Here is a 12,907-nt window from a genome sequence, read left to right on the forward strand (position 1 = left end):
GATATCTTTAGAGAGGAGCCCCCATTTTAGCTTTAAGGTAAATGTCAGATCAAAGTGTGTACTTTGCGCGTACTTTGATCAATTTAAGCCTGCGCCATATTTCCGCGGTTTTATACCCCTGTCAACATGTGCGAACCATTTTCTTAATATGATTTCTCTCTTATAGTGTTTATAAGTCTTTGGCAGGAGCTTTTCCTCTTCCTCTGTAATAGAAAAGCCTAATTCTATCCAACTTTCAATTTCCTTTTCGTTATTCACATTGTATGGTTTATCTCTTTCATCTACATATTTATAACCCTCATGTTCATAAAAAATTCTTAATGCATCAATAATGGTTGTTTTTCCTGCATTGTTAGCACCAACTAGTAGAGTGTAATCAGAAGGATTAAACTTTATTCTATTTATAGTGCGAAAATTCTGTATTTCAATTCTAATTAATTTCATATTAGTCCATTAATAAATTCTTTTGATGTCTCTTATCAAACTGCATTTATAATTTTAGGGTTTGAATTGAAAATTATAGACTATTTAATTTTGCATATGACCTTTTATTCATTACTTAGGAATATGCAAAGAAAATACTCTACGTGATGGACGCAAGGTTAAGGACACTAAACACCAGCGATTAAGGATTAATTTATAAGTAGTTACATATGACCTGAATCAATAGAACGGAGGATCTGCGCTCATCTTATGTCAAAATTTCATTCCTTAAGATAAGGCGAACATCATGCGTTCAAAATCATGTGTTTTTGGTATTCAATAAACCCATTTGATCTTGACCTTACTCAAAAAGATTGCCCTTAGTTAATTTTACAATAGTATAAAATTCTTTTTTCTTTAGATTGGCGGTAATAAAAGGATATTGTGTCGTCGACATTTGAGGTGTTATGTCATAATATTTTCCGTCGGGTGCTTTGATTACGGAATGAGCAACAAATTTCCCAATCATATCAAAGTATAACCATCCATGAACAGCATAGTATCCTGGAATGTTTCTAGTTATGGTAAATACGTTTTGGTGACACAAATTTGGTTGAGGATTCCAATCTCCAATTGATACACACCTTAATGGGACATAAAAAGCCTCTTTTTTTCTTTTTACTAATTCATTTTTATAATTAATAAGTTCGTATTTTTTTTTTAGAAGCAATTCAATAAAATTTAGTTTATTCTTTCTAAATTGAACTTTTGCAGAATTTTTTTTGATTTTGCGATTTTGCTTTTTTTGATTGTCTTGTTTTCTACCCATCTATCTCTCCAAAGCCTTTAGGAAGGTCTTTATATTACTGGTTGAGATATTTATAAAGTGTAGTCTTTCCTACACCAACCATCTTACAAATGGACTGAATTGAATGTTTTTTATTAGCATAAAGCGTTTTAACTAGCTCTTTTTGTTCATCATTGAGCTTTTCTGGCCTCCCTCCTTGTCGTCCCCTAGCTCTTGCAGCTTCAAGTCCTGCAAGAGTACGCTCTTTTATTAAATTACGTTCAAACTCAGAAAGGGCACCAAATACATGAAACATAAATTTTCCAGAAGGAGTTTCAGTATTAATAGCTTCTGTTACACTATGAAAACCAATTCCCTTTTCTTCCAACTTACTTACATAAGAAATAAGGTGTTTGAGAGATCGCCCTAACCTATCCAATCGCCAAACAACTAAAACATCTCCTTCTCTAAGAAAATTTTCGACTTTTTCTAATCCAGGGCGTTCGGATACTGATCCACTAATTTTATCCGTAAAAATTTGTTCACATCCTGCTTTCTTTAACTCATCAAGTTGCAAGTCTAAATTTTGTTCATGTGTAGAAACTCTGGCATACCCTACTCTCATTATTATTCCTTTTGTTCAGAAAAACTAAAAGAATAGATTAAAATGAACTTTGATTAATGTATAGAGTTTTCGAACTAGTTTTTGCAGTGAATTACAAATTTTTGAGCATTAATTTCGGGCGTCCACAAACCCATCATTTTACGAACCATGTAATCTATCGATGAAATGCGTCTTTGAATATAGGATTAAGTTAATCTTTTATTTATATGTAAGGAGCGTGAGGAAGCATCTAGCGTGACAAGACTACCAATTGGTAAAACACAGTTATTCACTCCATGACTATATGGAAAATTTTTAAGACAAGGAATTTTAAAACAAGATGCCCATTCATTAATAACGTCATCAATAGTTCCCTCTGTCTCGTCTTTCGAAATACAATTCTCAAATTGACCAAATACAATCCCTGAAACCTGGGCTAATATTCCTGCCAAATGTAAATGAGAAATCATTCTATCTATATTATAAGGTTCTGTTGCTACGTCTTCTAATAATAAAATTTTATTTTTAAAATCAGGCTGATAAGGTGTCCCTATTAGGGAGGTAATCAGTGATAAATTCCCACCAACCAACTCACCTTTAATTTTACCTGAATGAATCATCTCTCCACCTTGAACGGTATAATCTTCATTAAATATGCACGATAAAAATGTCTTTTCTAATAACGGATTAAACGGGAGAGTTAGTGTATATCCGCTGTAGGAAATTAAGCCTGTTCTTTTAAGAATTCCTAATTGTAAAGCTGTGGTATCGCTGAACCCAACAAGAATTTTCGGGTTATTCGATATAATAGGATAATCAAGCAAGGGTAAAATTCGTTGTGAGCCCTGCCCTCCTCTACTCACAATAATAGCTTTGACTTCAGGGTCTTTAAAAAAATCCATTATATCTTTTGCGCGATGTTCATCGCTTCCAGCTAAAAATCTATCCTCTTCTTTAAAATGAGATCCAAATGCTATCTTAAATCCCAGATCTTGGAGATAATTAATCCCTTCATCAATTGATTTTGCTCTCAACGGACTCGAAGGAGAAACGACTCCAATGGTATCTCCTTTTTTTAAAGGCTTTGGATAAATAATTCTCATAGATACATAAATTGCCACTGTATTAGATTTGTATTTTAATATGAATTTTGTACTATAAACCATATCAAAAGATATATTCTTCTTAGGTTTTGTCGTCACATTTACGATTTTTATCACTTCACTTATCCGAAAAACAGCGGCTTGTCCGAGGAAATCCCAATTCATGAAGATTTGAAAATACTCTTCTCTAATTGTGGTGAAGCCACGATGAATCAATAGTAAAAAATCAATTCTATATCAATTAATTATATGCAAAGGGGGCACTTTTATTACGAACTACTAGCTCTCTCATTGAGCTATTTCCTTCTAATTGATTTGAATTGTCATATACCTTATTATCTCGTCTCGAAATCAAATCCAGAGTATAAAATAAATGCAAAATGCAAGAAAATATTTAGCTATAGCGCTAATCACGCTGACTCCTAGCCTATCTTTTGCGACTCTAAAAAAATTTACTAACAGAGATTGCGCCGCTTTAGCAATGCCTAAAACAGTCTTATTAGTTCATGCCTCATGGTGCTCACACTGCAAGGCTTTCTTGCCAGTTTATGAACTAGTCTCTGATAAAGAAAAATACAAAGATTGGATTTTCTATCAAATGGTAAATGATAAGTTTGTAAATGTTTGTGGTACTGCTATTAAGGGTGTTCCTGTCACTTTTAAAAATAATATGAAAAACAATATTATGGGAAACAGAACGCAATCAGCTCTGGAAGAATTTTTAGATTCGAATGCATAATGAATGCGCTAAGTTCCTGAGCAGTTTGGGGGAATCATTTTCCCCAACAGCAACTCAATAAAAAAACATCAAACAAACCAATGGCGGTCAGGCCCCGAACTGTGAATTATGCTATAGTTTCGTAAATTCACAACTCAAGACCTGACCCCGTAAGTTTCAGAACCGCATCGATTTGTTTAAATTTCATTATGGCTACTTTTAGTAAAAAAGAGCCGGCAGGTAAATTTATAATCATAGGTGATTTCACTAAAATCATTTGAGCAAGAATAAATTCAGTTTGCCAATTTATCTTGACATATAACCTCGGTGCGTTCTTAAGGCGTAACCAAGGTTTTATTTACAGTATGAAAAACAACGTAGCCACTTTTAAAATCATGTGATGGAGTTAATATTTGTTTAATAATTTTCAAGTATAATCAAAAATTACTTTAATTGTGCTTTTTTAGGCCTTATAAGTAATGAATGAGAAACTTGAGACTCTCTCTGAAATGAAACTGACAGTGGATGTATCTTCTGCCTTCGATAATTGTTTCTTTCATGATTATGCCCTCTACTTATTATCGAATAAGTTACCTTTGCCAAAAGATTTATTTCACTTTAAATCTCTTTTGTCTCATAAGAGCCCAGCTGAAAAACTACACCATTTCTTTTCAGATCCTAGTGCGTTAAACCTATTTTCCTCATTAGCACCCCAGGTAGAAGACGAGTCCCCTACTTACATTTTTGAAAAAACCTTGGTGCTAGGCGTTTTATTAAGAGAATGGTTTGCCACACAATTAGTCGCTAATTCAGAACATAAAATAAAGATGCTAAAGGGAGACAGGGGTGTATTAAATGCGTTTAAAAGCTATAAGGAATATAGAGAATATATGCCTAAAGAAGATTTATATTCAGGAGAGTTTGGACTGTTATATGAGTCTAATGCCGCTTTTTTAGAGCATTTTGTTAACCGTGCTCAAGATGAAGACAAAAAATCACCTTTTGAAAAGTATTTTTCTGACTCACAATCAGCTGAAGAGGCAATTAGGAATTATTGGATTGATGAGGGATACGAATTATATTGTCAACGTATAGCTCAACTTTACATTAAACTTTCCCCTTTAGAGATCATGCCGATGATGAAAATCATCGATCAATCATTAACCATATATTACACCAATGGTAGCTCCATACTTGCCGAGTATATCGGTACGGATGAAAAACGTCCTGAATTTAAAATAGCTTTTGATGCTCAACAAGGTCATTATTCTCTTTTCAAAACCAAAGAGACTCAGGCTGATTTGGAAGAATATCAAAGAAGTTATACTCAATATAAAGCTGACCGCAAAGCTCTCCTTCACGGCGACACCCTGCCTGTAACCTCTATATTAGTTAGAGTAATTTGTCCGAAAGGTCTTCTGGATGAAGAACCTTTGGATGTTTTGCTTAAACTCCTTTCAGAACAAACGGAAAAGCAAAGTAATGTTGTATTGTCCAATCAAACCGCACCAAACTACAGTTTCTTAATGCGAGTAGGAGTATCCATGGTAGGTACTACTGCGACAGTAGCTACTTTGTTTGGAATTGCAATTCAAACCAATCAATATGATCAGGGGGCTAGCTTGATGGAAGAGGCCTTTCTAACGCTTGGTTTTTCTACTCTCACGGGTTTGGGCTATGGATTATATAATTTTTTTCAATCCCAGCCGACAATTAAAGCTCCCAAAGACAAAGAATCAGAAATAGAACTGGATCCCTCGGGTTCACCGCATCCAAAATTAAGTTAATTTGGCCGAGCTACACATTGTCTCTTGCGTTCCTCTCTGCCGGCTCCGATACCCTAAACCAGCCCTCTCTAGTTCTAGCTTATCTGTCTTAAAATATCATCCATATATTTATTGGTATCAATCAATTTAATCCATAGGTAAGGACTGGCAATTATTTAGATCTACAGAGCTCAATACTGAATCCATATAATTGATGACATTAAGGTTGGGTCTTTTCGACCCAACAATCAGGTATTCTCAATCCCCTCTTTTTGCTCCTCAATCCAGGCTAAAAATGCCTCACGATCCACATCAGACAGGCTTCTAAATTTATTCTTGACTGATTCAATAGGTGGTAGCTGCTTCCTAGGGGTTGGTGCGGGCAATACATCTTTTAACGCTACTTCGCCTTGCACGACTTTATTGTATGTCTCTTGATCGTTATTCCTCAGCTTAAGAAGCTGGCCATCATTTGATTTAGACCGTGACGGCAAATAGGTGATTGTTTCCTCAATATCGGGATTTGTGTGTTTACTATCTAATGCAAATAAATTTTTATCTAACTCTTTAATTGGAATTTTATTTTTCCTAGCATAAGTCCTGACGGAGCCATCAACTTCATTCAGAACATCACCCCATTCAACGGCATGCTGGCCATGAATATCCATAGCACACTTTAAGAGCCATAACCTGTGATTATTGGTAATACTTAAACCAGAAGATGATTGGGTCAGTGCATACTCTCCGAAGTTTTTATAGTTTTTCTCTTTCCAAACTTCATGTTCTATAATTTGCTCAATGATTTTCGGCAGTTTTTGAAATACAAGATACTGTGCTTCCAAAATACATTGATTGGCTTGTGTATGAATGTCTTCTTCGGATAATTTCACTGAATCCGTGTTGTTACTTGGTGTTTCTACAAAATTGTCCATCGCAATCCTATTTCTTTAAATTTATCAGGGCATCATTAACAAAATATCCACAGTTCCCGCTAAAACTGGTGGTTAGTTCTCAAATAGAGAATATAGCCACTAAGAACATCTCTTCTATTAAAATCAATTTTCACTCATTTGACAAACTTCTAATAATGAGGATTTTATTCAATACAAATTTAAAAAGTAATACTTTATTTAATTCGATAATCAATTAAATTCTGGGTCCCTTTGATTCAATTACCCTAATCTTAATTTTGGACTTTGGGGAATAATCCCATAATCCGCTTTGCTCCATTTTCCTACCATATAAAAAAATTGTATAACCAAGATACAAATTTTCAATTTCATTTTTTATTGTCTCATCGGTAGGATACGGAGCGATCATTTTGTACTGTCCAACGTTGCATCTCGCGGAGCATTCATATCTCCCTTGAGCGATGACTGTCCATAATGGGAACTTCTAAATATTACGTTATGGAAAAAATAACAATGACTGCATTGAAATTAGAAATTTTAAAAAAAAGAGCAAAAATTGAAAATAGCTTTACAAAAGAAGCTCATCATCAGAAACAAATACTACAAGAGATTCAAGAGGAACTCGAGCTCGAGAAAAAAAAGCTATCCCGTAAAGATCGCCTCGCATTAGAGGATGTCTTTTTCTGGGGAACGTTCACAAAGGAGTCCGAGCGGTTATCTCATGCGCTCGTAACAAAAGCAGTATTATATTGTAAGCTCAGAAAAATACTGGAAGAGTTAAACCACTTCATCGATGATCACTTTTATCGAGAACTCGGCATCAAGGAAACGTTAAGTAAAAAAGAAATCGAGCGCATCTTATGCGATTTTTTCAGAGATGTTGATGACGCAATTGAACTTATCAAGGATAATCGATCATTATATGAGTTCGGAGTGGATTTTTTAAAATCAGCCCTTAATATTGTTTGTTATGTATTGTCGTTTACCGCACACCCTGGATTCTTTAGTACATCAGCACAACCATTGTATGAAACCAAATCGAGCGTCATAAAACTCATCAATTTAAAAAATGAATTAGCTCAATTATCCAACCTTGATGCAAAAGATGATGAAGATTTACAGACATCACTAAATACAGGAAAGAAATTCTGAATTGTCGGGCAACCAATTGCCCTACTCTAATCCCGCGCTTTCGAATAAGACCAATGGGGTCAAGCCTTGAATTTTGAATTTAAAAAGCTACATGATTTTTTAACTATTTTACTTACACGGAAATAATGGCCAATTCAAAAATTCAAGGCATGACCCCACTTGTTGCAGGTTTTCGTTAACTAAGCTGATCTTAAACCTTATTTATGGCCTCATTTCAATAATACAAATTCCTGTTACCTTAGCACCTATTTACAAAAGAACTTTGGAAATCCATTTTCATATTCGGCGTTATTTCTTTTAAAAGTTATTTATTCCTTGCTCACCCATTGCTTCCATTTGACGAAATGAAAGATGCAACCATGAGGGCATATCTTTTGCACTAACGGCATATGGAAATGCTGATTTTATTTCCGTCAAGGAAAGATTAGGGTTATCTAACAAATATTGTTGTAAGTTGTATATATACTCTTTCGCCTGATCATTGCTTTCAGGTGTAAAACGGGGAGCATATTGTGACACAGGCCTCATCTGATTAAGATTAAATAAAATTTCTAAAATTTTAACTACAATTTCTGACATATCGAATATTCCTGTGTAAAAGCCTATTTCCGCACAATATTGACTGTTGACACTAATGGTTATGCCCGATCTCCTTAATTGTTCAAATTAAACAAGTTTATGAATACAACAATCTCTCCCTGACCAATGGGGTCAGGCCTTGAATTTTGAATTCAATGATTTCTGAGTGTGTGGCTTCAATTCAAAACTCAAGGCCTAACCCCATTAGTTGTTTCAATTTTATTTATTCATTTTTCTACCTATTTTTAATATAAGCAGTTAACTTGAGCAGAACCCGTAGAGGTCACATGAGAAACTAATCATCGCCTGATACTATACATAAAATAGCAAGTAGCAAGACTGAGACATTTTTCCCCAACAATTTTAAGTTCTTGCCAGAGAGAGTAGCTTAATCCCGACAATTCATTAATAAAATATAGAGAAAAAAGACATTACTTTAAACCAAAGAATTTACTGATAATCGCAATGAATTCTCTTCAAAGCTACATCTGCTAAATCTATTGCCATTTGAAAAGTATCTCCTTCGGTTATAACAGCACACAACAAATTGTCATATCCTTGTGGCGGAACCTTAACAAACTCATTGACCTGTCGCAGAAGTTTAAAATCTCTTACTCCAGGTTGATTGCTCATTTCCTCAGTATGTTTCCAATCCATAACGATACCATTCTTGGTCGCAAATAAATTTCGTTCACATGCGAATTTATTTTTAGTTGCTTTTAACTCAATAGCTTCGCCAAGTGCGGTTTGAATGCTCGCTTTAGCCAAATCAATTCCTGATGCTAATGGAACAAGATGACTTGAAACAAAGCCCCCTGCCATTCGTGAGTTAACTTCAACAATTTTGGGGCCTTCTTTGGTTAATATAACCTCCACATGAAAAGCACAGTTGTTGATTCCCACAGCATCAATAGCCTGTTCAACGACGTTATAAATTGCAGAACACATATCTGTCTCGTAAGGAAAACAATGCATCCATTCTGTAAAACCAGGTTTTTCTACGAATTTTTTGGTTATCCCTGCAAAATGTATTTTGGATTGATTAATGATTCCTTCAACACTTACCTCTTGTCCCTTCATAAATTCCTCAGCAATATACTCATCAGTATACAACCAATAAGATACACGTTCACAGGTACTCATCAGTGTAAATGCATCTTCAAGTTCCGCTTGAGTATTTAATTTAAAAACAGCGACACTTGTTGATGCAGCTACTGGTTTGAATATTAATGGGAACCCGATATTATTTGCAGCATTTTGCAAATCTTGGAATGTTTTTACAAATTGAAATTTTGGATGGGGAACCCCGCTTCTCCTCAAAGCTTCTCGCATTTTGTATTTATGTTTCACTGTAGTTGCCGCTGTAAGTGAGCTACCTGGCAATTTAAATTCTTCAGCGATTGCAGCAACCAATTCAACACTTTTATCTAGTATGGTAATTACACCATCAAAAGGTGTCTCTTTATACTCTTCCTTTAAAACAGAAATAGTCTCACCAAAATTGGTAGTATCAGCCTGGATAAATTTATCAATTATATCTTTTGCCCAATCAGGTAAATTAGGAGCTACCAAAAAAACCTTAACCCCTAGTTTCTTCGCGGCTTCTATTTTTACTAGATTATGTTCATCAGAAACATTCACAAATAAAATCGATCTTCTCATATTTACTCCGTGTTATTAGACTTCTTTTGAAACTCGCTGTAGTAAACAAAATAGGAGGAAATGCAGAACCCGAGTGTATACAACAAAGTACTTGAGGATTCGAGCACCGTATCGACAAGAAACCTGCGCTACAGTAGAGTTTCGAAAAAAGTCTATAAAATGTTCTTCCCTAATGATTGCTCATAAGGTCTGGGTTTTCTGCATTCACCTAAATAAACAAAAAAATATGAAATCAATGACAGAAGTCCAATGATGATAAAAAGAATCTGCCCCCCAAAAAATTCAAGAATCGCTCCGCCTAAAATAGGGCCAAAAGACAAACCTAATTCTCTAAAGGCTAATGCTCCAAAATAAGAACCTTTCAAATGCAATGGAGCCATATCATCAACAAACAAGAATGCAAAAGGAAATATGAACAGCTCACCTACAGTGATAATTAAAATAGAGTAATAGAAGTAGCTTGCTTTATTGCCACAGCAAGAAAAACCCACACAACCAAGAAAAAATAGAAAGCATCCATAAAAAATAGCTTGATGCTTTGGTATTCCTTTACATAAAAGAAAAATAGGCACTTGCCCAATCAGGACAAACAATGCATTTAATGCAATCGTTAAGGAATAAATCCGTGGACCATCGTTGAATTGCTGAGATATGTATTGGGCTAATGTTGAATCAATTTGCGAATAGCATAAGGCAAATACAATGTTAAAAAGAATAAAATTTAATAACCTACGATCTAAAGAAATAACGCGCAAAGTAGCCGATAACGAGACATTACTCTCTTTTTTTCTAGCAAATTGTTTTTGTTCTTTTAGCAGAATGATATATAAAAAACAGCCAAAACCAACATAAATTAAACCCGCGATGTAAAATGCAATGGAAGATAAAGTTACACCTAAATATACTGCTAATAGAGGACCTAATACAGCGCCAATATTCATTGCTGAATAACGTAAATGAAAAAATAATTCTCGATGTTCTTTGTCAACTAATTCGCTGAGTAATGCAAGCGCTGCAGGTTGAAAAAAAGAAGAAAATAAACCAAACATCCCATTTAGAATGCTGATCATTATTAATTGAAGATAGCGAGAATTAATTTGACAGCTCAAACCTATTAATATGAAGATACACGCCGATGTGAAAATCGAAATATATAATAAAGGAATTCGTCCATATCTATCTGATAATTGCCCACCAATAAAACCACCAAATATTGAACAAAAGGGAGCAATTCCACAAACCAGACCACTTATCCATAACGAAACATGAGTGTTATAATTAAGAAATAAGATTAAAAAAGGAAGACACATAAATTTTGCTATATTCACGCAAACAATGCCTGAGAGTAAACACCAAATCAGCTTTAAATTAGGGCTAGAAAATCTCATCATTATTCCCCTAATTAAGCCATTCAATTTTTGTTAAAATTGCATTTACATGTATTTCAATCGTATCAAACAGTGGAAAATTAACATCTGTTTTAGAGATCAATAGAGGAAGTTCTGTACAACCAAGAATCACCCCATCTAAATGGTAACTCGAAGCTAATTTATTAATAATATTTAGAACAGTCTTTTTCGATATATCCGTGACAATACCATGACATAGTTCATGATAAATGATCTGATGAAGTAACTCCCGATCATAAGCATCGGGAATTACAACTTGCAGTCCTTTTTTAAGCAATTTATTTTTATAAAAATCTTGCTCCATTGTATAACGAGTGCCAATTAAACCCACTTTCTTTGCACCCAAATAATGTAAATAATCACCGGTTGCATCAATAATGTTAATTAACTTTTTATGAATCGTTGCATCCAGTTGATTCGCCAGCTTATTCGTAGTATTGGAACAGATTGCGATTACATCTGAACCTGCTTTATCAAGCAAAATCACTTTTTCTTGAAGCAATCTTAACTCCATTACTTCATTTTGTTTTTTTTGATGCTCAAGAATCTCTTCAAAATCAAAACTATATAATACTATCTTGGCTGAATGATTTTTCCCTTTTTCTTTATTGATAGTTACATTAAGTCGCTTATAGTACTCCATTGTAGAAGCCCAACTTACGCCGCCCAGTAAACCAATGCACTTCATGCTGCACCTCGCAAATCCATTTCCTCACTAAACTGAATTGTTTTATTCTTCCTGTTTAAGCTATTTTTATAGGTCATCTGAATAAAATCAGACATAGAGATATTAATTTCTTTGAGCATTTTTGGGAAAAAGCTGGCGTAGCTTAATCCGGGTAATGAATTTACTTCAAGGAAATAAATCTTCCCTTCTGAAACAATAAAATCAAGGCGAAACATATTTTCAAACATCAAATCAGAAAAAATTCGTTTTGAAATATCGGCTATTTGAGTTGTAAATTTATTATAAGATTGGGGAATAATTCGTTCACTCACTCCAAACTTACATAATTTTTCTCGACGTCCAAAAAATCTATTTCGGGTTCGCACCAATATTAGAGGCAGCACTTCGATGTTACTCAGAATTTCGATACAGCCACAAGAATATTCTTCACCTGGAATATACTTTTGCACCAAAGCAATATTATCGACTTTTAAAATGTCAATGATTAAGCTTGAAGCATCATTAATTGATTTCTCATTAAGCACCATACGCTCAGTGAACATACTTGTGCCAAGTGAATTAGGCTTAATCACTATTTCTTGGTTATAAAAAGGCAATAATTTTTCCTTTATACTCGACATATCTGTATCTCTAATAGACACCATCGGTATTGGCTCTAATTGTGGATACATTGATTCAATGTATTTTGAGCAGTGAAATTTACTTTTAGTTAGGCTAGAGGAAAGCACTGAGCCAAAAGAATTTTTTATATCTAATATCTTTCCTAAACCCTGAACATGTCCGTCCTCACCAAATTGTCCATATAATAAAGAAAATATGTATTCGTTATTTTTTTTAATTTGTTGGAGGGCTTCGATAATTGATAACGGGGCTCTTTTGCTCGTCATGTAGTAGTCAGGATCTTTGTCAAAATTAAATGGTTTTCTAATCACAAATCCTTTTTCAGTTATATAGTAGACATATTGATAGAAGTCTTTATTTTTTGCTTCACACTGCAATTCAGAATAAATGCTGTGAAAAGTTCTCAAAGAAAGATCTCGTTCTACTGAAACACCACCAAAGATAAGACTAATTTTTGGATTTACAGTATTGTCCATAATAATTC

Annotated in this window: 13 protein-coding genes; 3 read left to right on the plus strand and 10 right to left on the minus strand. The window is 34.3% G+C overall.

What is annotated here, in order from left to right:
- Positions 1–78: 78 nt before the first annotated feature.
- The 4 genes from ACWTEW_RS36075 to ACWTEW_RS36090 form a co-directional block, all read right to left on the minus strand.
- Positions 79–444, minus strand: coding sequence for an AAA family ATPase (locus tag ACWTEW_RS36075; protein WP_454782807.1), 366 nt, complete (start codon positions 442–444; stop codon positions 79–81).
- 340 nt (positions 445–784) lie between these two features.
- Complete coding sequence (locus tag ACWTEW_RS36080) at positions 785–1,252, minus strand: hypothetical protein (protein ID WP_454782808.1); 468 nt, start codon at positions 1,250–1,252, stop codon at positions 785–787.
- Positions 1,253–1,286: 34 nt separating this feature from the next.
- The gene (locus ACWTEW_RS36085) at positions 1,287–1,835 is read right to left on the minus strand and encodes a recombinase family protein (protein ID WP_454782809.1); all 549 of its coding nucleotides are present in this window, start codon (positions 1,833–1,835) and stop codon (positions 1,287–1,289) included.
- A gap of 185 nt (positions 1,836–2,020) precedes the next feature.
- Positions 2,021–3,034 carry a S66 peptidase family protein gene (locus ACWTEW_RS36090; RefSeq protein ID WP_454782810.1) on the minus strand — a complete coding sequence of 338 codons (1,014 nt, stop codon included), beginning with the start codon at positions 3,032–3,034 and terminating at the stop codon, positions 2,021–2,023.
- A 256-nt stretch (positions 3,035–3,290) separates the two neighbouring features.
- On the opposite strand from ACWTEW_RS36090, the gene ACWTEW_RS36095 reads away from it, so the two are divergent.
- A complete protein-coding gene (locus ACWTEW_RS36095; RefSeq protein WP_454782811.1) occupies positions 3,291–3,656 on the plus strand; it encodes a thioredoxin domain-containing protein in 366 nt (121 codons plus the stop codon).
- 458 nt (positions 3,657–4,114) lie between these two features.
- Positions 4,115–5,422 carry a Dot/Icm T4SS effector Ceg23 gene (gene ceg23 / locus ACWTEW_RS36100; RefSeq protein WP_454782812.1) on the plus strand — a complete coding sequence of 436 codons (1,308 nt, stop codon included), beginning with the start codon at positions 4,115–4,117 and terminating at the stop codon, positions 5,420–5,422.
- Positions 5,423–5,649: 227 nt separating this feature from the next.
- Here the strand turns inward: ceg23 and ACWTEW_RS36105 are convergent, their stop codons facing one another.
- Positions 5,650–6,333 (minus strand): hypothetical protein, encoded by a 684-nt coding sequence (locus ACWTEW_RS36105; RefSeq protein ID WP_454782813.1) that lies wholly within the window; start codon positions 6,331–6,333, stop codon positions 5,650–5,652.
- Positions 6,334–6,825: 492 nt separating this feature from the next.
- Between ACWTEW_RS36105 and ACWTEW_RS36110 the strand changes: the two genes are divergently transcribed.
- Positions 6,826–7,464 carry a hypothetical protein gene (locus ACWTEW_RS36110; protein ID WP_454782814.1) on the plus strand — a complete coding sequence of 213 codons (639 nt, stop codon included), beginning with the start codon at positions 6,826–6,828 and terminating at the stop codon, positions 7,462–7,464.
- A 297-nt stretch (positions 7,465–7,761) separates the two neighbouring features.
- Here the strand turns inward: ACWTEW_RS36110 and ACWTEW_RS36115 are convergent, their stop codons facing one another.
- From ACWTEW_RS36115 to ACWTEW_RS36135, 5 genes are all read right to left on the minus strand, one after another.
- Positions 7,762–8,043: a hypothetical protein gene (locus tag ACWTEW_RS36115; protein ID WP_454782815.1), complete on the minus strand. Its 282-nt coding sequence runs from the start codon at positions 8,041–8,043 to the stop codon at positions 7,762–7,764.
- 450 nt (positions 8,044–8,493) lie between these two features.
- A complete protein-coding gene (locus ACWTEW_RS36120) occupies positions 8,494–9,705 on the minus strand; it encodes an ATP-grasp domain-containing protein (protein ID WP_454782816.1) in 1,212 nt (403 codons plus the stop codon).
- Positions 9,706–9,857: 152 nt separating this feature from the next.
- On the minus strand, positions 9,858–11,096 hold the full coding sequence (locus tag ACWTEW_RS36125) for an MFS transporter (RefSeq protein WP_454782817.1): 1,239 nt from the start codon (positions 11,094–11,096) through the stop codon (positions 9,858–9,860).
- Positions 11,097–11,103: 7 nt separating this feature from the next.
- Positions 11,104–11,802: an aspartate/glutamate racemase family protein gene (locus ACWTEW_RS36130; protein ID WP_454782818.1), complete on the minus strand. Its 699-nt coding sequence runs from the start codon at positions 11,800–11,802 to the stop codon at positions 11,104–11,106.
- Positions 11,799–12,899, minus strand: coding sequence for an ATP-grasp domain-containing protein (locus ACWTEW_RS36135; RefSeq protein WP_454782819.1), 1,101 nt, complete (start codon positions 12,897–12,899; stop codon positions 11,799–11,801). Before ACWTEW_RS36135 ends, ACWTEW_RS36130 begins: the two co-directional genes overlap by 4 nt.
- Positions 12,900–12,907: the final 8 nt, after the last annotated feature.

This window comes from Legionella stuttgartensis, from assembly GCF_977063405.2.